General features: G+C 65.1%; 21 protein-coding genes and 5 pseudogenes. 12 read left to right on the top strand and 14 right to left on the bottom strand.

The features are described from left to right. Positions 1–5: 5 nt before the first annotated feature. The 3 genes from QNA09_RS29030 to QNA09_RS29020 all read right to left on the bottom strand — a co-directional run bounded on the left by QNA09_RS29030 (position 6) and on the right by QNA09_RS29020 (position 4,201). Positions 6–1,763, bottom strand: a complete 1,758-nt coding sequence (locus QNA09_RS29030) for a long-chain fatty acid--CoA ligase (RefSeq protein WP_064256998.1) — start codon at positions 1,761–1,763, stop codon at positions 6–8. Between the two features lie 98 nt (positions 1,764–1,861). Then, the gene (locus QNA09_RS29025) at positions 1,862–3,379 is read right to left on the bottom strand and encodes an aldehyde dehydrogenase family protein (protein WP_082899726.1); all 1,518 of its coding nucleotides are present in this window, start codon (positions 3,377–3,379) and stop codon (positions 1,862–1,864) included. 192 nt (positions 3,380–3,571) lie between these two features. Continuing rightward, positions 3,572–4,201 (bottom strand): TetR/AcrR family transcriptional regulator, encoded by a 630-nt coding sequence (locus QNA09_RS29020; protein WP_064257019.1) that lies wholly within the window; start codon positions 4,199–4,201, stop codon positions 3,572–3,574. Between the two features lie 135 nt (positions 4,202–4,336). Between QNA09_RS29020 and QNA09_RS29015 the strand changes: the two genes are divergently transcribed. The 4 genes from QNA09_RS29015 to QNA09_RS29000 all read left to right on the top strand — a co-directional run bounded on the left by QNA09_RS29015 (position 4,337) and on the right by QNA09_RS29000 (position 8,107). Beyond that, positions 4,337–5,815, top strand: a complete 1,479-nt coding sequence (locus QNA09_RS29015) for an NAD(P)/FAD-dependent oxidoreductase (RefSeq protein ID WP_064257000.1) — start codon at positions 4,337–4,339, stop codon at positions 5,813–5,815. Further along, complete coding sequence (locus tag QNA09_RS29010; RefSeq protein ID WP_064257001.1) at positions 5,815–6,267, top strand: SRPBCC family protein; 453 nt, start codon at positions 5,815–5,817, stop codon at positions 6,265–6,267. The genes QNA09_RS29015 and QNA09_RS29010 overlap by 1 nt, the downstream gene beginning before the upstream one ends. Then, entirely contained in the window at positions 6,264–7,124 is an 861-nt protein-coding gene (locus tag QNA09_RS29005; protein WP_064257002.1) for a short-chain dehydrogenase/reductase, read from the top strand. The genes QNA09_RS29010 and QNA09_RS29005 overlap by 4 nt, the downstream gene beginning before the upstream one ends. A gap of 164 nt (positions 7,125–7,288) precedes the next feature. Further along, the gene (locus QNA09_RS29000; RefSeq protein WP_082899728.1) at positions 7,289–8,107 is read left to right on the top strand and encodes an alpha/beta hydrolase; all 819 of its coding nucleotides are present in this window, start codon (positions 7,289–7,291) and stop codon (positions 8,105–8,107) included. 57 nt (positions 8,108–8,164) lie between these two features. Here the strand turns inward: QNA09_RS29000 and QNA09_RS28995 are convergent, their stop codons facing one another. The 10 genes from QNA09_RS28995 to QNA09_RS28950 form a co-directional block, all read right to left on the bottom strand. Next, the gene (locus QNA09_RS28995) at positions 8,165–8,761 is read right to left on the bottom strand and encodes a hypothetical protein (protein ID WP_064257003.1); all 597 of its coding nucleotides are present in this window, start codon (positions 8,759–8,761) and stop codon (positions 8,165–8,167) included. A 16-nt stretch (positions 8,762–8,777) separates the two neighbouring features. Continuing rightward, a complete protein-coding gene (locus tag QNA09_RS28990; RefSeq protein WP_082899729.1) occupies positions 8,778–9,728 on the bottom strand; it encodes an MlaD family protein in 951 nt (316 codons plus the stop codon). Further along, positions 9,725–10,714 carry an MlaD family protein gene (locus QNA09_RS28985; RefSeq protein WP_231912075.1) on the bottom strand — a complete coding sequence of 330 codons (990 nt, stop codon included), beginning with the start codon at positions 10,712–10,714 and terminating at the stop codon, positions 9,725–9,727. The genes QNA09_RS28990 and QNA09_RS28985 overlap by 4 nt, the downstream gene beginning before the upstream one ends. A gap of 65 nt (positions 10,715–10,779) precedes the next feature. Further along, positions 10,780–11,877 carry an MlaD family protein gene (locus QNA09_RS28980; protein WP_064257022.1) on the bottom strand — a complete coding sequence of 366 codons (1,098 nt, stop codon included), beginning with the start codon at positions 11,875–11,877 and terminating at the stop codon, positions 10,780–10,782. Next, on the bottom strand, positions 11,877–12,893 hold the full coding sequence (locus tag QNA09_RS28975) for an MlaD family protein (RefSeq protein ID WP_064257005.1): 1,017 nt from the start codon (positions 12,891–12,893) through the stop codon (positions 11,877–11,879). The genes QNA09_RS28980 and QNA09_RS28975 overlap by 1 nt, the downstream gene beginning before the upstream one ends. Next, on the bottom strand, positions 12,893–13,888 hold the full coding sequence (locus QNA09_RS28970) for an MlaD family protein (protein ID WP_064257006.1): 996 nt from the start codon (positions 13,886–13,888) through the stop codon (positions 12,893–12,895). The genes QNA09_RS28975 and QNA09_RS28970 overlap by 1 nt, the downstream gene beginning before the upstream one ends. 1 nt (position 13,889) lies before the next feature. Beyond that, a complete protein-coding gene (locus tag QNA09_RS28965; RefSeq protein WP_082899731.1) occupies positions 13,890–14,879 on the bottom strand; it encodes an MlaD family protein in 990 nt (329 codons plus the stop codon). Positions 14,880–14,953: 74 nt separating this feature from the next. After that, positions 14,954–15,817 (bottom strand): ABC transporter permease, encoded by an 864-nt coding sequence (locus QNA09_RS28960; protein ID WP_156665294.1) that lies wholly within the window; start codon positions 15,815–15,817, stop codon positions 14,954–14,956. Next, a complete protein-coding gene (locus QNA09_RS28955) occupies positions 15,814–16,644 on the bottom strand; it encodes an ABC transporter permease (RefSeq protein WP_064257009.1) in 831 nt (276 codons plus the stop codon). Before QNA09_RS28955 ends, QNA09_RS28960 begins: the two co-directional genes overlap by 4 nt. A gap of 342 nt (positions 16,645–16,986) precedes the next feature. Further along, positions 16,987–17,790 (bottom strand): ATP-binding cassette domain-containing protein, encoded by an 804-nt coding sequence (locus QNA09_RS28950; protein WP_156666128.1) that lies wholly within the window; start codon positions 17,788–17,790, stop codon positions 16,987–16,989. Positions 17,791–18,183: 393 nt separating this feature from the next. Between QNA09_RS28950 and QNA09_RS28945 the strand changes: the two are divergent. The 8 genes and pseudogenes from QNA09_RS28945 to QNA09_RS28910 form a co-directional block, all read left to right on the top strand. Continuing rightward, positions 18,184–18,464, top strand: a pseudogene (locus QNA09_RS28945) (hypothetical protein); the annotation flags it as partial. 12 nt (positions 18,465–18,476) lie between these two features. Further along, positions 18,477–18,635, top strand: a complete 159-nt coding sequence (locus QNA09_RS28940) for a hypothetical protein (RefSeq protein WP_156666129.1) — start codon at positions 18,477–18,479, stop codon at positions 18,633–18,635. Further along, positions 18,623–19,530: pseudogene (gene fdhD / locus QNA09_RS28935) on the top strand (formate dehydrogenase accessory sulfurtransferase FdhD). Before QNA09_RS28940 ends, fdhD begins: the two are co-directional and overlap by 13 nt. Positions 19,531–19,558: 28 nt before the next feature. After that, positions 19,559–19,717, top strand: coding sequence for a hypothetical protein (locus QNA09_RS28930; RefSeq protein WP_156666130.1), 159 nt, complete (start codon positions 19,559–19,561; stop codon positions 19,715–19,717). A 1,391-nt stretch (positions 19,718–21,108) separates the two neighbouring features. Beyond that, a pseudogene (locus QNA09_RS28925) lies at positions 21,109–21,540 on the top strand (transposase); the annotation flags it as partial. Positions 21,541–21,673: 133 nt separating this feature from the next. Next, positions 21,674–21,903, top strand: a pseudogene (locus tag QNA09_RS28920) (acyl-CoA dehydrogenase family protein); the annotation flags it as partial. A 187-nt stretch (positions 21,904–22,090) separates the two neighbouring features. Then, complete coding sequence (locus tag QNA09_RS28915) at positions 22,091–23,488, top strand: IS1380 family transposase (protein ID WP_064257011.1); 1,398 nt, start codon at positions 22,091–22,093, stop codon at positions 23,486–23,488. Between the two features lie 128 nt (positions 23,489–23,616). Beyond that, positions 23,617–24,984 (top strand): annotated as a pseudogene (locus tag QNA09_RS28910) (ISL3 family transposase). Between the two features lie 25 nt (positions 24,985–25,009). On the opposite strand, the gene QNA09_RS28905 reads toward QNA09_RS28910, so the two are convergent. After that, positions 25,010–26,077 (bottom strand): IS110 family transposase, encoded by a 1,068-nt coding sequence (locus QNA09_RS28905; protein WP_064061575.1) that lies wholly within the window; start codon positions 26,075–26,077, stop codon positions 25,010–25,012. Positions 26,078–26,711 lie beyond the last annotated feature (634 nt).

The raw sequence follows: 26,711 nt of genomic DNA, 5'->3' as shown, positions 1-26,711 counted from the left end.
GGCGTTCAGCGTTCGTAGAGCGCGGCGATGTCTGCGGCGTACTTGTCTCGGATGGGTACTCGGCGCAGTTTCATGGTCGGGGTGAGTTCGTCGCCGCCGGGCAACCAGAAGGTCGGCAGCACCTTCCACCGACGGATGCCTTCGACGCGCGAGAGTCGTCCGTTGGCCGTTGTGACGGCTTCGTCGAGCGCGGCGAGGACCTCAGGATGCTTCGCGAGGGTGTCCGGTGTCGGGTCGGCGATGCCGTGGCGGTCGGCGAACGCCGCGGCCGCGTCGGGGTCGAGGGTGATCAACGCGGTGACATAGGGTCGGTTGTCGCCGATCGCGGCGACGGAGCCGACGAGTGGGCTCGCTGCTTTGAGCGCTCCCTCGATGTTGCTCGGCGACATGTTCTTTCCGCCGGAGTTGATGATCAGTTCCTTCTTGCGGTCGATGATCGTCAGGTAGCCCTCGTTGTCGAGCAGCCCGACGTCGCCGGTGTGGATCCACCCGGCGCCGTCGAGGACCTCGGCCGTCCGGTCGGGATCGTTTCGGTAGCCGCGCATCACGCCGTCGCCGCGGACGAGGATTTCTCCATCTTCCGCAAGTTTCACGTCGGTACCGGGAATGGCTTTGCCGACAGTGCCGTACTTCGGCCGCGCGGCGGGGTTCACGGTGGTGACGGCGGAGGTCTCGGACATACCCCAGGCCTCCATCACCGGGATTCCGAGGGCGAGCATGAACTCCAGCGCCGCGACGTCGATCGGGGCGGCCCCGGACACGGCCGAATCGATGGCGTCCAACCCGAGCTTCGCTCGCAGCTTGGAGAGCACCAGTTTGTCCGCAAGCGTGGCGGCAAGCGTGTCAACTCGTCCGAGCGGCGTGCCGGCGATGGTCGCCTTCGCCTTCTTCCGACCCGCTGCGACCGCCCATCGCGCCAGGGCACCCTTGATGCCGGACTCGGCGGCCAGTGTGGTTTCGACGCTGCCCTTGATCTTGTACCAGAGCATCGGCACCGCGGCGAACGCCGTCGGCCGCACCTGGGGCAGCACGTCGATGAGTGTCTTCGGGTTCTCGACGTCGACCACGGACATGCCGAAGTACATGGGGGCGTACTGGCACAGCCACCGGTTGATCAGGTGCGCGTCCGGCAGGTATGAGACGACTCGACCGGCGGTGAGGTCGCCGATGATCTCTTCGACGACCCCCAGTTGGTACAGCAGGTTTCCGTGGGTGAGCTCGACACCCTTCGGATTTCCGGTCGTGCCGCTCGTGTAGATGAGTGTCAGGACATCGTCGCGGCCGATCGACTGCCATGCCGCGTCGAAGTCGAAGCCGGGATCGGCGCTGGCGATCATCTCGTCCAGGCCGATCGTGTCCGGTTCGGTCGCGTCAACACAGACCGTCGAGATCGCACGGTCTGTGGTTGCCTCTCGAATCCGTTCCAGGAACTGGGATTCGGTCACCAGAACTCGTGGCGCAGCGTTGCCGAGCAGGTAGGCGATTTGGTTCACGCTGCTTGTGTTGTAGATCGAAAACCCGACGGCGCCGAGGTGCATCACCGCGGCGTCGACGAGGTGAAACTCAGGGCGGTTGGTCAGCATGATGCCGACGGTGTCACCGCTCCGTACGCCGAGTGCGACGAGTCCGGCGGCGAGCTCACGGACCTGGGCACCGTACTGCGCCCAGGTGTACGCGACGGTGCCGTCCGCATTGCGAACGGCGGGTTGGTGGCCGTTCCGGGCGACGCGCCGCTGGAAGTGCGTGCACAAGCTGTCCGACAACTCTGCCTCCTTGCTGGGACCCGCATCGATTCGCTGCGGGTGAAGATGGACGCGCCGAGCAGATCCTTCGGCGACATGTTCTGCTGTGACGGAGTCGGTTACCGGCGGCGGAGCCCGCCGTGGCGCAGGCTGAGAACGAGGGCGGTCAGGGGTACCACGTGACGCTGTCGGTGCAAGGTGATCGGCTCGAAACCCGGTATGCGGAAGCGTTTACGCACCACTGCCCTCGGCCGGACGAATTCGAGCAGTCCCTCGCGGCCGTGCAGGCGACCGAAGCCACTGCCCTTCGTTCCGCCCATCGGTACTGCACCCATGCCCGCGAACGCGACAACGGAGTTGATGGAGACCTGGCCGGCGTCGAGGCGGCGCGCGATCTTCTCGCGCTGCTCACCTGCAAACACCGAGGCGCTGAGACCGTAGTCACCAGTGTTCGCGAGTTCGACTGCCTCGTCGATCGACTCCACCGTCCTGACTGTGAGGACAGGGCCGAAGGTCTCCTCGCGCATTGCCGAACACGACTCGGGAACGTTCGCGAGCAGGACCGGGTCGAGGAATCCATCGGTGCGCGGGGTCTCGATACCTCCGAACACAACCTCGCCGCCTACTGCGACGGCGTCCGCAAGGTGCCGCTGCACGGTGTCGATCTGCTTCGGCATCGTCATCGCACCGTAGGTGGTGCCGACGCGGACGCCGCGCAGTTCTGAGATGAGAAGGTCGAGCAACCGGTCAGCGACAGAGCGCACCACGTAGACGCGTTCGACTCCGACACAGGTCTGACCGGCGTTGGTGAAGGCACCCCATGCGATAGCCTTCGCGGCCTCGGTGAGGTCCGCGTCCTCGGCCACGATCGCGGCGTCCTTTCCGCCTAGTTCGAGCACCGTCGGCGTCACCGTCTCCGCGCATGCCCCCATCACAGCGCGACCGGTCGCGGTGGACCCGGTGAACGCGATCTTGTCGACCCCGGATCTGCACAGCGCGGCACCGGTGTCGCCGTAACCTGTCACCACCGTGACAATGCCCGTCGGCGCAGCGGGATTCGCGAATCCGAACGCCCGGGCGTACCAGTCGGCAACGGCCGGGGTGTACTCACTCGGCTTAATCACCACCGTATTGCCCGCAGCGAGAGCGAAGGCCGTCGAACTGTTCGCGGCATAGAGCGGATAGTTCCACGGCGAGATCACACCGACCACCCCAAGCGGCTCGTGATCGACCCGAGCAGCGAAGTTCGCCAGCAGAATCCCCGGCGACACCCGGCGCGAAGCGAGGACCTGTTTCGCGTGACGCTCCGCCCAGCGAATGTGCTCGACGGTCAACCCGATCTCGACGATGGCGTCGTCCACGGGCTTGCCGTTCTCCCGGTGGATCAGATCGGCGAGTTCACGCCGACGCCGCCAGATGTGGCGGCGCCAGCGTTCGAGGTGCCTGCTGCGCTCGTTGACCGATTGAACGCTCCACCACGACGCTGCTGCACGCGCAGAATCGACGACCTCGGTGACATCCCGTGCGGACTGCACCGGGAACACGGCGACGATCTCGCCGGTGGCGGGCTCGCGCGATGTCAGTGAGCCCTGCCCGGGATTCGGCATGGGGACGGCTGAAGTCGGATCGGTTGTCATGGGGCCACTCCTCGAAACAACGCAAGGTGGACGTTGACGGCGTCAACAAGGAGTCGAAATCTCGCCTGTAACAGGAGGATCAGCGGTCGCCGCCGGCACGGCCCCCTACCCCGCACCGACCCTCACGTCCACTCTGTTGACGCCGCGCCAAATATAGACAGCCTATTGGCGCCGCGTCAACAAGTCTGCGAATCAGCCGCGCGTACGGGTCCCCAACTCGTGCAGGGCGAGCACGAGGTCGGTGCAGTGATCCGCGACCTCATCGGCCGTCGCGGAAATCCGACCCTCGAGCCAGTTCAGGAAGACCATCACCAGCGCCCCGGACAATGAGCTGACGACGAGGCCGAGCTTGTCCGGGTCGGCGAGGCCCGCGCTGCCGCCGTCCCGCCACACCACCTGCGCGACGTGGAGCACGAATACCGGGATCGCCGCCACAGCGTGGTCGCGGAGAACGTCGTCAACGAGCGTCTCCCGGAAGAGAATGCGGGCGCGCCGCGGATCCTCCTCGAAGTACGCCGCCGCCGCCATGAACGTGATACGCAGGCGCTCGGGCAACTTGCCATGGATGTCAGCGGCACCGATCACCTCGACGAGCTCCCCGACCACCCGGTCATAGACCGCGATGACGAGATCGCCACGACTGTCGAAGGTCTCGTAGAAGTACTTCGCGCTCAATTCGGCCTCGCGGCACAGGGCGCGCACGGCGGCCGCCCCTGTGCCGTCCGCGCCGATCAGCCGAAAGCCCGCTGCTATGAACTGCTCGCGGCGATCCTGCGCACGCTCGCCCAGGGTGCTACCACGCCAGACAGTGGGACTCTCCATGCCTTCACCCTCCCAGGTATCGCAGTTCACGGCCATCGCACTCTTGACTCAATGCCAACAGTACTGGAAACATACGTTTCCAGTGAGGCGCGGACCCCCGCCTCGACACCACCGGCTCGACACCCAAGGACACCGATGCCTGATCAGAATGTGACCGCAGCCGACCACGAGATCGTCGTCATTGGCGCTGGCTTCGGCGGCATCGCGATGGCCGTCAAACTCCGCGAAGCGGGGATCGACGACTTCGTGATCCTCGAGCGTGCCGCCGCTCTCGGTGGCACCTGGCGCGACAACACCTACCCTGGCTGCGCCTGCGACGTCCCGTCACAGCTCTACAGCTACTCGTTCGCACAGAACCCGGACTGGACCCGGACCTACGGCAAACAGGAGGAGATCCTCGCCTACCTGCACCAGGTTGCCGACCGTTACGATGTGAAACGGCACATCTGGTACGAGGTCGAGATGCTCGGCGCGCAGTGGAACGAAGCCGATCGGATGTGGACGCTCGAGACGAGTGCCGGCACCGTCACTGCACGTGTGGTTGTCACCGCCGCTGGCGTATACGGCGAGGCCAAGTACCCCGACATCCCGGGCCGGGACACCTTCACCGGCACCGCGTTCCACTCGCTGCACTGGGACCACTCGTACGACCCGACGGGCGATCGGATCGCCGTCATCGGGACCGGGGCCTCGGCCGTCCAGTTCGTCCCCGAACTGCAGAAGACGGCGCGGCGGCTGTTGGTCTTCCAGCGGTCCGCGCCATGGATCATCCCCCGGATGGATCGGATCACCTCCCGGTTCGAGCGCCAGTTGATTCGCCGCATTCCGCTCGTCGGCAAGGCGATGCGCGCGCTCTTCTACGGTGTGATCGAAGGGTTCGGGTTGGTCGGCTTCGTCAGCAACAAGTTCCGCTTCCCCTACGAGCTGATGGGCCGCTACCAGCTGCGTCGCCAGGTCCGCGACCCCGAACTGCGCAAGACACTGACGCCGGACTACATGATCGGCTGCAAGCGCGCGATCTTCTCCGATGAGTACCTCCCGGCGCTCACCCGCGAGAACGTCGACGTCGTCACCACCGGCATCGCGGAGATCCGTCCGCACTCGGTCGTCACCCGCGATGGCATCGAGCATGAGGTGGACACCATCGTCTACGGCACCGGGTTCCAGGTTCCCCCCGCCGTCTACGAGCGGATCCAGGGCGTGAACGGAATCACCTACGCAGACCTGTACCGCAAGGCCCCGCAGAGCTATCTCGGCATGGCCGTGGCCGGGTTCCCCAACTTTTTCAACACACTCGGCGCATTCGGTGCCGTAGGCAACCAGTCGGTGATCTACATGATTGAGGCCCAGGTCAAGTACATCGTCGACGCAGTCAGCACCATGCGGCGCCGTGGACTCACCCGCGTCGAGGTCCGAGACGACGTCCAGGATCGATTCGTCGACGAGATGAACCGGCGCAGCGACGGAACGGTCTGGCTCACCGGTGGCTGCGACACGAGTTACTACCACACTGCGGACGGCAAGAACGCCGGCCTCTACCCAGGGTGGAGTTTCGAGTACAAGCGCCGCGTGGAGAAGTTCGACTCAGACGCCTACACGGTGAGTACCCGCTGATGCCGTTTACCATCGCCCGTACACTCGACGCACCGATCGACCGCGTCTTCGACTGGCTTGCAGACGCCACCAACTACCTTGCCGCACTACCGATCACCCGCGTCGACCTGACTGGGCCCGGCAGCACCGAACCGTCTGGAGTCGGCTCCCGCCGAACGATCTGCGCCGCCGGCGTCGAATTCGACGAGGTGGTAACCGAATTCGCACGCCCCATCCGAATCTCCTACACCGTCGAGAAGACGCGGCCCCGACTACCCCACCGGGGAGCGACAGTTTCCCTGACGGAGACCCCGAAGGGAACCCGCGTCCGCTGGCGGCTCGACACCCGCATCGACGTACCCGTCGTCGGTCCACTGGCCGGCTTCCTGCTCGGCGCGCTGCTCGCCCCCGGCTTTCTCTTCATCCTCGCGGCCGCGCAGCGGTCCCTGAACGCGGAACGGATTCGTCCATGACCATCTTGCGACCACAGCGAACTCAACTGGACCTCCGAGGCCGAACCGTCCTAGTCACAGGTGCCGCGCAAGGAATCGGGCTCGGCGTCGCCGAGATCCTCGTCGGACGCGGCGCTGCAGTCGCGTTGGTGGACGTGAACCCGGACGCCGTCGACCTGGCGGCTGCCACGCTCGGGCCCAACGCGCTCGGCCTGGTAGCCGACGTCCGGGACCGGTCCGCGATGGCCAAGGTAGTCGCCGACACCGTTGCCCACTTCGGCCGCCTCGACGCGGTTGTCGCGAACGCCGGCGTGACACCGTCTCCGTCCACCATCCGGACCATGGACGATGCCGACTTCGACCGCGTGATCGGCATCAACCTCACCGGCGTCTACAACACGGTCCGCCCCGCCCTCGACCACATCATCAAGCAGAGAGGGCACGTCGTCGTGGTCTCCTCATGTGCGGCGTTCGCCCCAGGCGCGGGCGGATCGCCGTACATGATCAGCAAGTCGGCGATCGAACAGTTCGGAAGGGCACTCCGTGTGGAACTCGCAGTGCACGGCGCGACCGCCGGAGTCTCCTACTTCGGCATCGTGGACACCGCAATGACCCACGACATGCTCGACTCCGACGACCTCGGCAAGGAGATCGGTGGACTCCTCCCCTGGCCGCTCAGCCGCCGCATCACGGCACGGCAGGCCGCCAAGACGATCGTCGACGGCATGGTGAACCGAGCCCCCACCACCATCGCCCCCGCGGGGTGGCGGCAGTACTCGTGGCTACGCGGAATAGTCAACCCACTACTCGATCACCGCATGAGCGCCGACCGGCACCTACAGGGTCTGCTGCGCACGCTGGAGGAACGCGAGCGGTGAAGCGGCGACGCCCGACCTCCGATTACCCTTCCTACACCTCGAACCTCGTCCCGCTGCGGCCGTCCGTACGCTCACGACTGCTCCGCGGCGCCTCACGATCGACAGTCAAGCGTCTGGCCGATCGAGCACAGGTCGACCCCCGGGCGATCCGGCGCGCGCGAGTCGTGATCGACCAGGTCATGCGCCTGACGGCGTTCCCCGTGCACGGCACGACGGTGGAGGTCGTCGTCGCAGGAACGGTCCGGGGCGAATGGACCAGGCCGCCGGTCGTCTCCAGCGACGCCGCCGTCCTGTACGTGCACGGCGGCGGATTCGTCGCCGGGTCACCTCGCGGCTACCGGGGTGTCGCGGGACGGCTGACCGCGGCACTCGGGTTGCCCGTCTTTGTCGTCGACTATCGATTGGCGCCGGAACACCGCAATCCGGCTGCCGGAGACGACATCGACGCGGCCTTCGAATGGCTTGTCCGACAAGGCTTCGCCGCGGATCGCATCGTCGTCGCCGGAGACTCTGCTGGCGGTCACCTCGCGACCGAATTGATGCTGGCACGGGCAGATCGAGGTCTCACCCCGCCCGCAGCACTGGTGCTGTTCTCCCCGATGACCGACCTCGGCCTCGGTCTCGTCACCCCGGACCGGGCGAACGACGACGGCCTGCTGTCCCTGAAGGTCGCGCGGGCCGCAGTCGCCCACTACCTCGACGGCCGGAGCGCGGTGCCCGACCTGCGGCCGACCCCCGGCAGCGCCCTCCCGCCTGTCCTCGTCCAGGCTAGCGACTGCGAGCTCTTCACCGGCGACGCAGTCGAACTCGCGGACCGACTGCGTCGCGCGGGAGCCAGCTGCGAGTTGCAACTGTGGCCGGGCCAGATGCACGTCTTCCAACTACTCGTGAACTTGGTTCCCGAAGCCACGCGAGCGCACCGGGCCGCCGCGCAGTTCGTACTCCCTCTGGTCAGGCCAGGGGCCGACCGGATCGCCGGGTAGTGCGACCAAACCACCTCTTCGATGCCGCCGATCGGCCCATCCGGTCGGCGGCGTCGCTCACCGTCCAGGAATCGCACCGTCAAGTCCGCCGACGTCGGTGATCTCCCACCCAGCGTTCCGGTCGATCGTGACCGAGTAGGTGACCGTGGACTGCGCGCTGTCCGGGTTCTGCACGCTCGTCGAGTCCACATCCACGAACGCGTTCACCGTGTAAACCCCGTCCGCCTCCGTCTCGACGGTCGCAGCGATGGGGCTCGCAGTCGACTTCCACTGCAGAGGTAGGAGGATCTCCCGTAGGGGTGGGGACGTCGCCTCGAAGCGAGCAGCGAGCTCGTCCGATGTCCCCTCCTTGAGTCGGCCCAGCCACGCGTCCAGATCCTGGAAGTCCACGGTCGCGGCACCGACAGCGTAGTCCTCGGCGAGTTGCTCTGCGTGCTCGCGGTCCGCTGCGGCAGCGCGGTCGTCGTTCCGTGCTCCACTCTCTGACACGTAGAGCGAACCGAACACGGCCGCCGCCGCGGCGAGAACGACACCGCCGACACCTGCCCAGATCAGCACGGACCGCCGGAGGGTCACCGTAGCGGGCCCGGGCTGCGTTGCCTGGGAGCCCCCCTCGGCCGGCGACTCGTCGAGGGCCGACGGCGTCTTGTCCATTACCAAACTCCGTTCGTCATTTCGGGTTCACTTCCACGCGAACCGCGCCATCTTCGTCGACCGCGCCCAATGCCTGTGTTATCAGCGCACTGAGGTCGATCGGCTGCAGCCCACCGCTGACCAGGGGTTGCAGGACCGGGGCGATCGCGGCCAGCGTCGGCCCCTCCCGCTCGACCCAGTCGGTGACGCGCTCCAGCTGAGGTATCAGGCCGTCGCCCTCGACGTACATCCGCGGCGCGTCACCGGCCTTCGAGACACGAGCCAGGGAGTCGACGATCTCACTGAAACGCTGCGCGAACAGGGTCCACAGCGGCGACGACGCCCGGGCGGACGGTTCCAGCCACGACATGTTCCCGCCCATCGCCTGCAAGTCGACCGACAACTGCCTGATCTCCGGCAGCCGCGTCAGCAACGTAGCGGACAACAGTTCCGCCGAACGCTGGAGCTTCGGTGTCACGCTACCCGTGCCGGCGAGCGATTCGTCGAGGGTATTCGTCAAGGACGCGAGCACTGTCGGGTCGAGTTCGTTAAGCAAGCCGGTGACCGACCGCGCCACCATCGGAATCGACATCGAGGCGTCGATCAACTCCGATGAGACGAGCTGACCGTCAATCAGATACGGCCCGTCGGTAGTCGACGGACGGAAGTCGACATACGTTTCGCCAAGTGCCGACAGGTTCTCGACGCGAACCGAGCTTTGAGCGGGAACCTGTTCAGCCTCGTCGAGCGCAAGCATAACCTGCACCCCGCCGGGCGCGACGTCGACGGCACTCACCTCCCCTACCTCGATTCCGCGTACCAGCACAGGTGACCCTGGAAGGAGACCGGCGGCATCGTCGAGAACCATCATGACGGTGATATGCCGCCGGAACGGATCGATCTGCGCCACGCCGAGGAACAGATAGGAGGCGCCGAGAACGAAAACCGCAGCAATAGCGCCCAGCGACAACCACATCCCGCGGGTCACCGGACCACCCCGATCATCCGGAGAGTGTCGACGATCTGATCCACCTGGTCGTCCGTCGACATCGGGTCGCCCACGGTGACAGTCTGCACATTCACCTTCGGGCCGTACTGGAACCACGGCAGGATTTTGTCCCGCAGTAGCTCCGTTAATAGCTTCAGGTTCGACGGGTCGTCCAGGTTGAACGGGCGGGCAGCGAACGCCAACGGCATGAACGCCTCCGCTGCGCCGTCACTCGCGGTGAGCACAGGGGCCAGCCAGGACAGAGCGCGACTGATCTCGGCGATGCGGCCGAACAGCCCGAGCGCGCTGAGGAGCGACGACACCGCGTCCACGAGCTGTTCCACCTCACCGTCAGTGAGAATGTCCGCCAGGAGCGGGGACTTGTCGGCGACCTGCTGGGTCGCGCCGCCGAGCCCGTCGAGCAAGACGTCGAGATCGTCCTGGTTCGACGCCAGGTCCCGCGCATTTGCAGCCAGATTCTCCGAGATCCGCCTCGTCTGCGCCGCGTCCGCAGGGAGAACGGAGTTCAGCTCGTCGACGATCTCCTGGAAAGTGGTGACCGCGCCGCCGTTGACGAACAGCGCGAGCGCGGCCATGGTGTCCTCGATCTGATTCGTCGGCCGGGTCCGGCTGCGAGGAATGGTCGCCCCGTCGGTGAGGGCATCGCCCGATTGGTCGTCTCCACTGGTCATCAACGCAACGTGGATGTCTCCGAGGATGGTCTGTTGTCGCAGTTCCGCTCGGGTCGTCGCAGGGAGCCTGACCGACTCGAGCAACTCGAGATCGACAACGGCGTAGCCGGCTTCGGGTTCCGGTCCGGGCGACGGGTCGACCACCGAGACATCCATCACGGTGCCGATCTGCGCGCCGTCCGCGAACACCTTGGCGCGCATCGGCAGGTTCAAAGCGTCGGTGAACTCGACGTGCACCGTGTAGGTGTCGCCCGTCACGCCGGTGCCGGGGACGGGCACTGTCGCCGGGTCCACTCCGCAGCCAGCGACAGTGACCGCCACCGCTGACAGAGCGCATAGCGCCACCGTCGAGGGATGCCTCATCGGGACGTCACCGCCCCGAGCACCAACTGCGCAAGGTCCGTCGTCGGTATACCGTCGACGTCCCGGCAGCGGCCGGGAGTGGCCGCGTTCACTGCGGTGCACAGAGCGCTCGCCTCGTCGCCGCGGAGCGCGACTTTCGGTGCCGCGTATCCGATCGAGACCCGCCCTGTGACAGGGTCCGTGACATTCCCGAACCCGGCCGCGATGCCTGGCACCATGTCCAGGAGACCACGCAGACCGTCGACGTTCGCCGCCGCCCACCGCAGGAATGGAACCGTCGATTCGAGCTCCTTACTCACAGATCCTCCGGCCAGCACACTCAGTTCGTTCAACATCGGGAGCACCTTCGCTAGTGCGTCGCCCAACTCCACGACCATCGGGAACAGCTGGTTGTCGAGCACCTCGAAGGTCTCGGGGAACCGGGTGAACATTGCCTGGATGTCCGTCCACCCGCGGTTCGCACTCGCTGCGAGCGACGACAACGCATCGATGATCCGGCCGATCCGTGCGATGTCGACATCAGCCGAACCCAGCGCTCCTCCGAGCGTGTTGATCATCGTGTTCACCTCGCCACCGGTACCCGACAGCGCATTGTCCAGGGCCCGCAGCGACTCTCCTAGATCCGACTCGGTGCCGACTTCGGTCCCACGAAGCTCGTCCGATAGGTGGGCCACGGCGTCCAGTGCAGTGGTGAGGCTCTGTGGCGTCAACGTACTGGTGATACATGTGTCGGGATTCCACGCCTGTCCGGCACCGTCGCTGAACACCGTGAGATCACGGTCGGCGACGATGCTGTCGGAGACCGTCGTCGCCGACACCTCGCCCACCGGTGCGTGCTTCTCCTCCACCGTGAAGTCGACACGAACCGTGGCGCCGTTGCCACGGATTGCGGTGACGGCACCGACGTCGATGCCGCGGATGGTTACCTTGCTGTCCTTGTGAAGTCCGATCGAATCCGGCATCAACGCGCAGTACGACAGACTGCGCGCGTCTGGACCGGAATAGACGGTGAAGCCGACGATCACGACGAGGGCAAGAACAACGGTTCCGATGATCGACATGAGTGCCCGGGAGCCGAGCAGGCGGTGGATCATCAGCAGCTTCTTCCTGGGACGGGTACACACAGGCGAGGTGCGACGACGACGGTGCCGGAGTCGTCGATGACAGGGTCATCGGTGGCGAGGATCTGGTCCGTCCGCGTCGCGAGCGACCGGACTGTGGCCAGCATCGTGTCGAGGTTCTCGCTGATGCGGACAAGTTCTGGGGCCAGTTCCTTCAACACGGGGACGAGGGGCTTCACCGTCGCTTGCCACGCGGGTTCCAGGCCCTCGATCCGCTGGATGGCGCTCACTGTCAGCGTTCCGGCCAACTGCATCTCGGCCTGCTTGTCCAGTACCGTCGTCTCCAACTGGTTCACGCTGACGACGAATCTCGCCAATTGTGCTTTGGTCTGCTCCAGTGCACCGGAGTACTCCTCGACAACCGCGAGGGCCTCTGACACCTGGTCGCTCTGGCGGTCGAGTATGTCGGCGAACGACGTTAGCCCCTCAACTACCTGTCGCACACTGTCTGGTGCGGCCTCGAGCGCCGCGCCGGACAGTGTCAGTGACTCGTTGACCGAGCCGCCGTCGACGGCGTCCAATGGGCGGATCGCGTCCTGGAAGACCTGGTTGAGGCTGTACGGCAACCGCACTCGATCTGCAGGTATCGGCTGATCTCCCAAGGGCTGGTCGCCAGCCGGCTGCAGTGCGATGTAGTGGCCACCGACGATGGTCAGCATGCGCACGTCGAGACTCGACTCACGGCCGACAAAGACGTCACGGTCGACGGTGAACGTCAACCGCACGTGGTCGGGTTCGAGTTCGAGTTCGGTGACCGTGCCGACGGATATTCCGGCGACTCTCACCCCGTCGCCAACCGCGATCGACTGAGCCTCGGTCGCGAAAGCCGTGTACGTGTGCTTGCCGACCGGAAGCACCGAGAACAGGCCCGCAGCGCCGAGAAGGGCAACCACCACGCTGACACCGAGCAACCCTCGCCGGAGTTCGCGGCGCTCTGTGAAACCTGCCTGCGATTCCCGTGACCGGCGCTCGCGAAGCCGTCGAACCATCACTGGCACACCACCACTCGCTGCCCCGAGATCAAGACCTGAAGCTGCGTCGGCAACTCCGCTGGCCCTCGACTGCATCCGAGGTCGAGACCTGTCCCGCCGGTCGCAGCCTGCATGTCGAGTGACTGGAGCACCACGGGGAGCCTGCGCAGCGAGTCCACGGCCGCGGCTGGGTTCGGAAAAACAGTTCGGACGAGTTCATCGAGATCGGGATTCGACTCCGGCGTCAACCCAAGGTTCGCCAAAAGACTGTCCAGCGGCGCCATCACGGCTGGCGCCGTGAGGGCGAAGTCGACGACGCCTTCTACCTTGCGTTGCAACTCGTCGAAGAGATTGGCGAGTTGGGTGAGCAGGACGATGGCCTGAGGGGACCGACCTCCGAGTTGTTCGGAGATGATCGACAGATTGCGAATCAACGTCGACACGACCACTTGGCGGTCGGTCGCGTATTCACTCAACTGGCCGATTGAATCCATCGCCGGGCCGATGCCGGTGCCGTCGCCTTCGATGACTGCGATCACGCTGCGTGTCAACTGATTCAACGATTCCGGGGACAGCTCTTTCAACACCGGTCGAAGCCCGTTGAACACGGAGGTGATGTCGAACGAGGGCACCGTCTGTGATGTGTCGATCGACGTACCAGGGCCGATCTGCGACCCAGGCTCGGGTGCCTGCTGCACATCCAGATACCTTTGACCGGTCAGATTTTGGTAGCGGATCGCGAGCGTCGAGTTGTCGAATACCGAGTGGTTCGACAGCACCGTGAACCGCACGCGGGCCAGGCTGCCCGCGAGGACCACCGACTCCACCTTGCCCACGGCGACACCGAACATTCGGACGTCGTCACCGGTCGCAAGGCCACTGGCATCGGTAAACATGCCCTCGTAACTGTCGGTGTCCCCATCGACAGGTCGCTGCACGGCGGTGATCACCGCCGTGAGAAGGACCACGATCAGGACGCCGAAGATGCCCAGTTTCATTCCGGTTCGCAACATGTCACTCCCCCACAGGTTTCGGGGCCGCCATCGAGGCCAGCGGTCCGAGCAGCACGTGCGCCACTCCGGGCGCGGTGTCGACGTTCACCTCGGCCTGCAAGACCGGCCCGGCGGGGCCGTCGGTGAATCCCCGGTTCAGCCGACGGAGAAGCTCGGCAAGCTCCGCAGAGGTCCGTTGCGGCGTCGACACCGAGGCGGTCGCCGCATTCAGAAGGGGCACAACAAGATTTGTGAATCCTGTGAGGTTGTCCTCGCCGGCTAGTCCGAGAGCGGTGCCGGCAGGTAGCAGGTCGTTCACGATCGCGTCCACCGTGGCGTCGAAGTGCTCGCGGTCCTCACGCAGCGGTTGGTTGGATCGCAGCACGTCGAAGACCCCAATGGTGGCGGCCGTGAAGTCGCCCAGCCCCGTAGCAGCGCGGCCATATTCCCCCGCCAGTTCCGAGGCTGGCATCCATTGAGTCTCTTCGACCACGCTGGCGACAGCGATGCCCGCCCGCAGCAGCGGTGCGAAAGAATCGATGCCGGCGGACAGCTGTGTCAGGGCCGATGTCAGCTGCGGGGTCAGAGCCTGACCTGTGATGCTCGAGAACTGCCGCAGTAACGCACTCATCGTGGCGTCGTAGACGTCGCCAGCGCGGGGACCGGTCAGGTCGATCGTCGTTCCGTCTCGAAGCTCGGCGCCACCGGGTCCGGACACCAGTTCCACCCCGCTGATTCCGAACAGGTTCGATGGCGCGTAATCGACGCGAAGACTGTCGTCGATCCCGAACAGGCGATCACGGTCAAGCGCCAGATCCAGTGTCACGATCCCATTGCCGGCGGCGGTGACACCCTCGACAGTTCCGACGTCCACTCCGCGGGAGCGCACCGAAGTGCCCTCGCCGACTCCGTCGCCGAGCAGCTCCGTCTCCACCACAACGTGCATGCGCGGGTCGTCGGCGGACGTCAACGGTCCAAGCCACACCAGGAGGATGGCAACGGCGAGAACCACGACGACGACTCCGGTCCTCGTGGCTTCCGGTCGGGTCGTGGGGACTCCCGGCACTGCGTAATTTGGCATCGTCGTCACCCCGTGAACATGATTGTCGCGTTGAATCCCCACAGCGCGAGGCTCATCAGCATGTTGAGAGCGACGATCGCCACGAAACTGGCGCGCACGGCCCTGCCTGAGGCCAACCCCACCCCTTCCGGGCCACCCGAGGCAAAGAAGCCGTGGTAGCTGTGAATCATGATCACCACCACACCGAAGACGACCGCCTTCGCCGTGGCGGCGAGGATGTCCGGTCCGCTGACGAACTGCAGGAAGTAGTGGTCATAGACGCCACCTGACTGACCGTGCACCGTGATCGTCAGCAACCGGCACGCAAAGTAGCTGAGAATCAGCGTGATGAGGAAGGTGGGCACGATCGCCACACCACCAGCGACCACGCGTGTCGTGACGACGAACGGGAGCGACCTCAGTCCCATCGACTCGAGAGCGTCGATCTCCTCGGAGATTCGCTGGGATCCGATCTCGGCAGTGATCCTGCAGCCAGCCTGCGCCGCGAAACCGATTGCGGCGGCGATGGGCGCGAGTTCGCGAGTGCTTGCGAACGATGAGACGATCCCGGTGAGCGGGCCGAGTCCGACCATGTTCAGGGTCGTGTAGGACTCGATACCGATCAGTGCACCCATCGCCAGCCCGAGAACAGCGAGCAACGGCACAGTGCCGCCACCGACGAAAACGGATCCGCGACCCCATGTCATGTCAGTGATCGCGCGCACCGTCTGATGCCGGTAGTGGACGACAGTGAATGGAACCGACGCGATCACCCGCCAACAGAAGACGAGGGTGAAGCCGAGCGACTCGACAGGGTTGACGCGCAGACCCGCACGAGCGGCACGGACGACACCCTCGAGACCACGGGGCACGTACGACGACGCCATCACGCCAGCCTCGGGGGCAGCAGCTGCGCAAGAATCTGCGTGATCGCGAGGTTCGCGAGGACGATCGAGGCGACCGACAGAACGACCGACGCGTTGACGCCGTCGGCCACTCCTCGCGGCCCCCCCTTCGCTTCGAGGCCACGCTGACTGGCGATGATCACGACGAGGAACCCGAAGACGACCGACTTTCCGAGTGAGACCCAGATGTCGCTCGTGGTGACGAACGCGCCGAACGTTCCCCAGTAGCTGCCGGGGGTGACGCCACGCCCGATGACTGCCGCTAGATAGCCGGACAGGATGCCGACCGCCATGATCAGGACGTTGAGCATCGGGGCTACGACGACCATGGCAACGAAACGGGGTACCACCAGGCGACGCACTGGGTCGATGCCGAGTGTTCGTAGAGCGTCGATCTCCTCGCGAATCGTTCGTGCACCGAGATCGGCGGCGATCGCGGCCGCGCCGGCCCCGCCCAGCAGGAAGCCGGTCGCCATGGGGGCGCCCTGCTTGATCACGCCCATACCACCTGCGGCTCCTAGCAATGCATCAGCGCCCAATTGTTCAATGAGGTTTCCGACCTGGATCGAAACGATGATTCCGAAGGGAATCGCGATGAGCACGGCTGGTACCGCGGTGACGGTCACCAGGAACCACGCCTGCTGAAGCGCGTCCTTCCAGCGGAACCGTCCTCGCACTGTGTCGGTGACCGAACCGCCGACAACGGTTGCCGCAAGCTCGACGGCCCGCCCGAACGTTCGCAGTCCGGATTCCACGACATCGGTGAAGTTGGTCCGGAGTACCTGTGCGGCAGCGCGCATCGAACCGTCCATGGTTAACCCCCTGATCGACAAGTTCTCTACGACACCCGCCGAATCGAACACAATGTCCGACAGTATGTATGCCCCTCTTCTGGAGCGTCAAGCAGTTGTTGTGGCCGCGCGAGGGTCATCTCGCCAACCCCGGGCGGCGCGCGCTTCCGCTGACGAGCGGATCCGAATGTGGCACCGGATCCCCGGAGCCTGCTGAACCCTGCGCGCTTCTCGTTCGACTCTGACGACTCTCACCACGACAGAGACACCCCGTCAGCTGAGGTTCGGCGGAACCGGGCCGTAGCATGCAAGCCAGCCGATTCGAGCGATCTCGGCCACCGAGTTACACCACTCTATGGGGCACTACTTCCCAGCGCTCAGGGCAGCCCCTGCTTCCTCCTCATGCTTGAGCAACTTGCTCACGAGGGCGGGTCGGTCCAGATCACTCATCCGGTCATCGGCGGCGATCGCACCGTCCATGAGAATCACGGCGCGGTGCGCGCACTCGAACACCTCCGATAGCTTGTGCGTGACTACAACAATCAAAGCTCCCGCTGCGGCGAGTTCTTTAAGGACTCCGAGGACCAGCAGCGAGTCAGCCTTAGTGAGGTTCGAGGTCGCCTCATCGACGAACACCTTGTTCGCTCCCAGTGCGAGAGCACGAGCAACCGCAACCAAGGTCCTCTGCCCTGGCGACAGCTCCCTAATCAGAACCGACGGATCGATGTCGAGGCTGACTGACTGCAAGGCCGCACGCACAAGAGGAGCTTCCCTTCGGCGGTCGATTAGTGGACCGAACCGTGAGGTATTCGGCTGTCCGAGTCGAAGGTTGTCGGCAACACTCAGATCCTCAACCAACCCCAGATCTTGGTGAATAAAGGCAACATCCGGGCGTCCTGCCAGGGAATCGACCTGCCGTCCATCGACCTCCACGTGACCACTATCCGCTGTGTAGTAGCCATCGAGCACTTTGATCAGGGTCGATTTGCCGGCGCCATTGGGGCCCATCAGCCCTACGATCTCACCGCCCCGAAGGTCGAGGTTGATCCCCGCCAGAACCGCGTTCCCGCTAAAGGACTTCTTGATGTCGACCAAGCGCAGCGACGGTACGGAGGGGTATCCGGTCGGCTGCGGCAGATCGATCGAGCCCTGCGATACCTGATCCACGCTCACTCCATGCTTATATAGGAACGTCCATGCGTACTTAGGAATGACTATGACCCGGGTCACGCCAATTTGTCAACACCACCTCAGTGGAGACCTCCCTACCCCAGTCCCCCATCTCGCATCATCCGTCCCATTTCAGCCGCCCCTCGGTCCCTGCGTCGAGGCAGCAGTATCCCGTTCAGGGTGAAGCAGGCCCACGAATGCGTGACCTTATGCTGAACCCGAATAGATCTGCCGCGGTGAGTCTTTCGGTCGATTGAATTCTGCGGTAACCTACCTCCAGACTGGTGAACCCTCCGTCAACAACCTCCTGCAGTTTTAGAGCCGGAAAAGCCATGTTCGCGGTTAACAATCTGTACTGGTTGCCGGTGCCTGGGGGCGGGAGATCCTACAGCTCCGGGCCACCGGGTAGATCTGATCTTCGAATGGACCCGCCCCGACGGAGCCGTGGAGGAACGCCGGGCCGAGAACTTCCGGTTCGTCTCCTATCCACCCCGGCCGGCAACGTCGCCGCCTACTATCCCGAAACCAATCCCCTCGTCCCGTTGGATCACGTGGCCCGCAAATCCAACACCCCCGTCTCCAAGGCGATCACCATCCGCCTCGAACCCCACACGAGATCCAAGGACACACCGGAGATCTCCCGCCGTGAACTCGAACCCACTCCCATCTAAGGCCGATGTCCGATGCTGACCTTGATCGCCCACGCCGTCGTTGCGGCCATCCACCTGCCGTTGCGCTACCTCGGGGTGTCCGTACCGCTGCCTGCACCCGGGATCGAACAGCGAGTACCGGTAGGCCATTACGGCATTCACGAAGATGGCTTCGATCCATGGGACGAGTAACCACCCACACCCGCATCACCCGACTCGAGGCGCAACGCCGGTCGGTGCGATCGGACACCGTGGTCGTCGAAGAACCCCTCGAACTCCGCCTCAACGGCACCGCACTGTCGGTCACGATGCGCACCCCCGGCTCCGACATCGAACTCGCCCAAGGATTCCCGCTCACCGAGGGCATCATCACCGACCGCGACGCCATCACCGCGATCCGCTACTGCAACAGCACCGACGAGAACGGACGCAACACCTACAACGTCCTCGACATCGACCTCACCCCCGGCGTCGACCTGCCCGAGACCGGCCTCGAACGCAACTTCTACACCACCTCCTCGTGCGGGGTGTACGGCAAAGCCTCCCTCGATGCGATCCGCCAACGCACCCGCCACTCCCCCGCCCACGACCCCGTCGTCGTCGATCCGGGCGTCCTGGTGACGATGCCGGACACGCTCCGACACGCCCAGACGACCTTCGACCGCGCCGGGGGACTGCACGCCGCTGGCCTGTTCACTACCGACGGTGACCTGCTTGACCTGCGCGAAGACATCGGACGGCACAACGCCGTCGACAAGATCATCGGCTGGGCCGTCGAAAATCGACGGTTAACGCTGCGCCGCACCGTGTTGGTCGTGGGCGGACGCGCCTCCTTCGAACTGACCAGAAAGCCGTCATGGTCGGCATCCCCATCCTGGCCGCCGTCTCCGCCCCCTCCTCCCGGGCCCTCGACCTCGCCCACGACGCCGGACCGACCCTCGTCGGTTTCCTCCGCGGGAACACCATGAACATCTACACCCACCCGAACCGGCTACACAGTTGCGACCGATCCATCAATGCTTCGCTCCTCTGCACCAGAGCCCGACCTGACCTGCCCCTTCGACCATCTGTACGAGAACACAGATAGACACTCCCATCGAGCACAGGACCTCCAGATGACATACCGCCGCAAGACCGTCGACCCCGTCACCGACAACAACGCTCTCACCGACACCGACCTCGCCGCAGTGGTCGAGGCTCTGACCGGCGAATCCTTCGACTATGCCGAATCTGACTCAAAGCACCGCGCACCGCGACGTGACACTCGCCGCTGATCACCGAGGCCGGGACGGTCGCGAGGACCCCTCGACTGGGCGGCCAACCCTGGACACCCCGCGTATCACCGGATCGACGGCTCTCGGTACTCATTCCATTCCATACCGGGCCCGGCCCCTCGGCATGAAACGCACACCGTCACGTCGGTACTGCTTTTGCTGACGATCCCCACTCGTCGCCAGCAATGCTGGCAATGGTTGCGTCCCACGCTCCGCGTGCAATGCGTGCAATGCGTACACGCGCTGTTCCTGCCATAGAAGACCTTCGTGTCAGCCCGTCTTGCCGGTCTCAGCGGTAGGCTCGGCAGACGGTGATCGCGTTCGTTCTAGGCTCGGTAGCCGTGCAGGCCTTCATCGACGAAAACACCGTCCGCGGCATCATGGTGGTCGCTACGGTGGCCGACCCGTCCGCTGGACCGGGCCCGTCGGACATTGACGGCGTTGCGACTGAAAGGCCAAGAACGCATTCACTTCAAGTCCGAGCGCGACACACGCCGGCGTGCGATCTGCTCGGCGTTGGTGACCTTGGATATACACGTCCGCGTCTACCATGCCGCCGAACTCGCACCCAAAATCGGACGTCCCCGATGCCTCGAAGCACTCGTCGGCGACCTGGCCGAGCTACCGCTCTCCCGGTTGGTGCTCGAGGAGGACGATTCGACGGTCAGGTCCGATCGGCGAGTCTTGTTCGATGGCACCGGCAAGCACGGGCTGCGTGACCGGCTGACCTATCACCATCTGCGGGCCAAGCAGGAATTGATGCTGTGGATTCCGGATGCGGTCGCGTGGTGCCTGGCCAAAAGGGGGCGAATGGTCCGCTCACGTGCGGCCGCTGATCGGCAAGACGATGATCGTGGAATAGAAACGCGAAACCCGGCTCGCCAACCGTCCGGAAGGCTGCCGGGTCCACTCCACCAGTGCTACTGCCCTGGGCACAGTCCACGATGCCAGAGCCGGCGAGTGTGCGCAACTACGTGCGCACTCGTGCGTAACTTCGGCGGTGGTGACGGTGCAGGCCGCGCGGTCGACTCCCATACCGCTGCTGGTGCCGGATTCGCAGACGGAACTCGGTCGGTCCGACCGTTCAGCGTTGCAAGGGCCATGGCGGTGGGTCCACTTTCCTGCTCCAGCGAACGGGAAGCTTCATCACTTCCGGGGAGCTTCTGCCTGTTCAACCTTCAGTAGCTCTGCCAAGGCGTCCTTCACGATTGTAATCTGCCATAGTGCTGCGTCTTTCGAAGGCTCGACCAGGGTAAGTCCCAGGGAGTGGTGGGAATCGGTTGAGGGCATCGGGCCAGGTCCGTGGCGTGTCGCTCCCTCGCCGAGAGTGGGCCATCGCGTAGTGATCAACGAGTTACCGACCAAAGTGACGCACAGAAAGCAACCACGCGATGACCCACGACCATTCTGCACTGCTCGCCCAACACGACGCACTCACCGGTGCCGACAGCGCCACCGTGTTCGCCGAACTGATCCGCACCGGCCTGCAGGCGCTGATCGAAGCCGAAGCCACCGACAAGCTCGGCGCCGGCCGCTACGAGCGCACCGACACCCGCACCACCCATCGCAACGGCCATCGCACTAAGACCGTGGCCACCACCAGCCGCGATGTGGAGGTCAAGATCCCCAAACTGCGGTCGGGGTCGTTCTTCCCATCCTTGCTGGAGCGGCGCCGCCGCATCGACAAGGCCCTGTACGCGGTCGTTATGGAGGCCTATGTGCACGGCGTCTCCACCCGCAGCGTCGACGATGTGGTCGGCGCGTTGGGGGTCAGGTCAGGGATTTCGAGGTCGGAGGTCTCGCGGATCTGCGCGGGCCTCGATGGTCGTCGAATCATCCTCGACATCGCCTCTCAGGCAAAGGAAACTGACAACTCAACGCCGTGATATACCGAATCGCGCTCATGCGCGAGTCTCTCTACGACCACTGGCGTGACGGGATGCGTACGCTCCACGGCACGGCAACAAGGCCGCCGCCCCGTACGCCTCGGCCGCCAAGGTGTCAGTTCCCCGCGTGGTGCTGGAAGTCATCGACCGCGCCATCCAGTCCACGGCGGTGCCGGTGTGAGCGACGACGTCCCCCTGGCCGTGATGTACGGGTGACACCGCGCCATGCGCATCGTCGACGGCCCCAACGAAGTCCACGTGCAGGCCCTCGCCAAGAACGAACTCCGCAAATATCGGTAACCGTCGCGAAGGGTGGCCGGCGAGCGGAGACCGTAGCGCCTGAAACCCAAGACCTGAAGGCCTTAGCCTCAATCCACCGACGGCAATGTCCGATAGCGGCGTGTCGAATTGAAGAAAGTGCCCCCTGAACTGGGATGATTGATGTTCTTCAGGCAACAATCGGTCCGGTTCGAGAAAGGCACTTCCGGTGCAAGTGTCCCACAGGTTCGGCGCGAGGTCCGCGATGTTCGACGACGACAACCTCGTGTCCTACGGCGGCCTGGTGCCGGTGATGACGTTGGCCGAACAGACCGGCCTGCCGCATCTGCTGGCCGAGAAGGTCACGATCACCACCTCGAAGATCACATCCGGAGCGGCGAACCCGGCCCCGAAACTGACCACACTCATCGCCGGAATGTGCGCCGGCGCGGACAGCATCGATGATGTCGATGTGCTGCGCTCCGGTGGCATGACCACCCTGTTCGATCGGGTGTACGCGCCGTCGACAATCGGAACCCTGCTGCGCGAGTTCAGCTTCGGACACGCCCGCCAACTCGAATCGGTGCTGCGTACACATCTGGCCGCCCTCTCGGACCGGGTCGATCTGCTGCCCGGCGGCACGAAGCAGGTGTATCTCGACATCGACTCGCTGCTCCGCCCGGTCTACGGCCACGCCAAGCAGGGCGCGAGCTACGGACACACCAAGATCGCCGGCAAGCAGGTGCTGCGCAAAGGTCTGTCCCCGCTCGCCGCGGTGCTCAGCACCGACGACTGTGCCCCGGTGATCGCCGGGATGCGACTGCGCTCGGGCAAGACCGGATCCGGCAAGGGCGCCGGGCACATGGTGGCCGGAGCGATCGCCACCGCCCGGGCCGCCGGTGCCACCGGACGCGTCCTGGTGCGCGGCGACTCCGCCTACGGCACCCGCAAGGTCGTGCGCGCCTGCCTGCGCACCGACGCCCAGTTCTCCCTGGTGATGACGAAGAATCCGGCGATCAAGAAGGCGATCGCCGCGATCGACGACAACGCATGGACGCCGGTGCAATACCCGAACGCGGTCCGCGACCCCGACACCGGAGCCTGGATCTCCGACGCCGAGGTCGCCGAAATCTCCTACACCGCCTTCGCCTACACGAAAGACCGCACTACCGCCCGATTGGTGGTGCGCCGCGTCAAGGACGCCCGCTATCCCGATGCCCTGATCCCGGTGTGGCGGTATCACCCGTTCTTCACCAACTCGACCCTGCCCACCACCGAGGCCGACCTCGTCCACCGCAGACACGCGATCATCGAAACCGTGTTCGCCGACCTGATCGACGGTCCGCTCGCCCACATGCCGTCCGGGTCGTTCGGGGCGAACTCCGCCTGGGTGCTCTGCGCCGCGATCGCCCACAATCTGCTGCGCGCCACCGGCGTCCTCGCCGGCGGTCGATACGGCCGCGCCCGAGGAGCGACGCTGCGCCGCAAGATCGTCGCCGTCCCGGCACGCCTGGCCCGGCCGCAACGAAAGCCGATCCTGCACCTACCCAGCCACTGGCCGTACGCCTCACACTGGTTGCAGTTGTGGCGCAACACGATCGACTATCGGCCCTCTGTGGTTGCCTGACCTCAACCATCCCCGACACCGTCGGTCGAACTCGCTCGCAGTGGAAAAGCGGCTCTTCGCACTTGGTAGGGGCTGGTGCCGATCGACCCCGTTGCCGTGTCGGTGATTGAAAAAGGGCCCGCGCCCTTGTGAGCTGGGTGTTCTCAGGCATCCAGGACAGCAAGGAACGCGGGCATGCACCACGGTAGTTCATTGCTGCTCGATCTCGACGGCGTCATCGTCGAATCGGTGCAGCGCACGGTCGAGGGCAGCCGGATCGTGCAGATCGCAACGGCACCCGAATGGGTCGGGGTCTGCCCGCAGTGCGGGCAGAAGTCCACGCGTTCGAAGGGTTGGGTCACCACCAGACCGCGGGATGTGCAGGTCGGACCCGACCGTCCGCTGTTGGTGTGGCGGAAACGGAAATGGTTGTGCACCAATACCTCCTGTGCCCGTAAGGTGTTCACCGAGTCGACGCCGGGGGTGCCGTCCCGGGCACGGGTCACGCCCCGAGCGAAGGCGCTGCTGGTCGAGGCGGTCCTCGACGGGGACCGGTCGGTGTCCGCGGTCGCCGGCGACTACGGGTGCGCCTGGCACACTGTCCACGGCCACCTCGTCGTGGTCGCCGACGCCGCCCTGGCGACGAACCCGAACCGGTGGTCGTCCTCGGGATCGATGAGACCCGACGCGGGAAGGCGAAATGGGAAACTTGCCCCGAGACCGGGGAACGGAGATGGGTGGACCGGTGGGACACCGGACTGGTCGACCTGACCGGCGATCAAGGGTTGCTGGCGCAGGTCAACGGACGCACCTCCGCCGTGGTGATCGACTGGTTCGACGCCCGCGACGAGGCATGGAAGGCGCAGATCACCCATGTCGCGATCGATATGTCGTCGGTGTATGCGAAGGCGGTGCGCGAGGCACTGCCGCACGCGCAGCTGGTGGTGGACCGGTTCCACCTGGTCAAGAAGGCCAACGAGATGGTCGATACCGTCCGGCGCAGGGTCACCCAGGCCGAGCGGGGTCGGCGCGGCCGCAAGAGCGATGTCGAATGGATTAATCGCCGCCGGCTGCTGCGGGCCGCGGAGCGCCTAACCGATGAGCAACGATCGACACTGTTCGAGAAGCTGACCTCCGCCGACCCGCACGGGGACATCGCCGCCGCATGGATAGCGAAGGAACTGCTGCGCGATGTGTTGCGCTGCACCGACCGTGGTGGTCTGCGATACGAGATCCGAGATGCGCTGCACCGGTTCTACACGTTCTGCGCGGCATGCCGGGTCCCGGAGATCGGCAAGCTGGCGACGACCATCTCGGCGTGGCAGGAACCGATGATCCTGGCGATCACCTCCGGCCTGTCGAATGCGCGCAGTGAAGGCTACAACCGCATCGTCAAGCACGTCGGCCGCATCGCGTTCGGATTCCGTACCCCGGAGAACCAACGCCGCCGGGTACGGTGGGCCTGCACTCGTCGATCACGTCGGGTCGCATCCAGCCGGCGCCAATGCCACTGCTAACTGCGACACTCCTATTGACTTGCTGTCAAGCGGCGGTCGTTTGGCGTCGAGGCTGCAGCGTCTGGACGATGAGTGGATAGAGCTGCCGAACGAGATACCGTTTCAGGCAGCGGATGATTTCCATCTTCGTCTTGCCTTCCGCGATCCGTCGTGTCGCGTAGTTACGGGTCTGCTGGTCGTAGCGCAGCCGCACGAGCACGATGTGGTAGAGCGCTGAGTTCGCCTGCCGGTCGCCTGCGCGGTTGAGTCGGTGACGGTTGGTCTTGCCCGACGACGCCGGTATCGGACAGGCTCCGGCCAGTGCCGCGAACGCGGCTTCCGAGCGTAGCCTGTCAGGGTTGTCGCCGGCGGTGATCAGCAGCTGCGCCACGGTGTCTCGGCCGCAGCCGAAGACGCTCATCAGGTCCGGGGCATGGTCTTCGAGTAGCCGTTGCAGGTGCCCGGACAAGTCCTCGATCTGCTCGGTCAGTGCTTGCCAGCGCCGCGCCAGCAGCCGCAGGCTGTAGGCCGTGGCCTCGGCTGCGGTCACCGGCGCAGGTGTCGGTCGTGACGCCGCCAGCGCAGCGATCAACTTGGTGTTCGACAGGCCCCGGTAACGCGAACGCAGCTCCTCTGGCGCCGTGATCAGCATGCCCTTGATCTGGTTGATCGTCGCTGTCCTGGCGGTCAGTGCAGACGACCTCGAGGTGCGCAGCACCCGGAGCGACTCCACCAACCCATCGCCACCCTTGGGTGCGGCGCTGGCTCGACCCGACAGCACCGCCTCAGCGGCCGAATAGGCGTCGAAGGGATCGCTCTTGCCGCGAATCCGGCGATCGAACCGGTTGGGGCGGTTGACCTCACTGACCGCGATGCCCGCGACCTGCATCGCACGACTGACCCCAGCCCCGTACGAGCCGGTGCACTCGATGCCTACCTTCACCAGCCCAGGCCAGGACCGCAGGAACCGCAACGCCGCCTGGTAGCCGGCCGCGGTCGCTGGGACCTGTACATCTGCCAGTCGTCGTCCGGTGGCATCGATCGCTGCGACGTGGTGGGTGTCGGCGTGGGTATCGATTCCGCCGTAGACCTCGAGGTGATCCTGATTCACCATGGGACTGCGCCCTTCCATCTTGTCGGGTGCGCAGTCCGGCCGGGCGTCAGTCAGTTCACTATCGGGGATCTCGCCAGACTCCTATCAGGACATGACGGCCCGCCGGGCTGCACTCAAACGAGTGAGCCGAGCCGGTCGACACGTCGCAGACAGGACAGCCACCAACCTGCAGTGGCGTCAGAAGAGCCGTGAGCCAGACCCGCCCACCAGACCCATCCTGCGCCCACCGAGCCGAGACCGTCACGCCCATCAAGGAGTCAGACCAACCGGTCCACGAGATCCATAGTGAAGAGCCGGAAAAGCTGGGTAGACCAGCGGATACCCCCCCGGTCTCGGCCACCACCGGACCGCCGTGCACTTCCGAACGCCTACATCAACGGCCAGTCGGTGGATTCAGGCTTAGATGTAGGTATTCGCAGCGCCTAATCCAGCCGAATGCACAAATCAGAGCAGCGGTCTTCAGCCGCGCGACGAGTGTCGCGTTTGACGATCCGCTCATGCGACACGCTGCGCGGCCGGTGACGCGGTTACGACCCACGTGAAGGTTCGATTCGCGAGCTCAGGCGGCTGGGTGGTTGCCGAGGTACTCGTCGATAGCCGCCTGGATGACCGCGCTCATCGGTTGCCCATCCGA

Origin of the sequence: Rhodococcus sp. AH-ZY2 (assembly GCF_030916465.1) — a bacterium.
In the GTDB taxonomy this organism is placed as follows: Bacteria; Actinomycetota; Actinomycetes; order Mycobacteriales; family Mycobacteriaceae; genus Rhodococcus; species Rhodococcus ruber.
The sequence above is the reverse complement of the archived record's forward strand: the minus strand, read 5'-3'. Positions and strand labels throughout refer to the sequence as shown.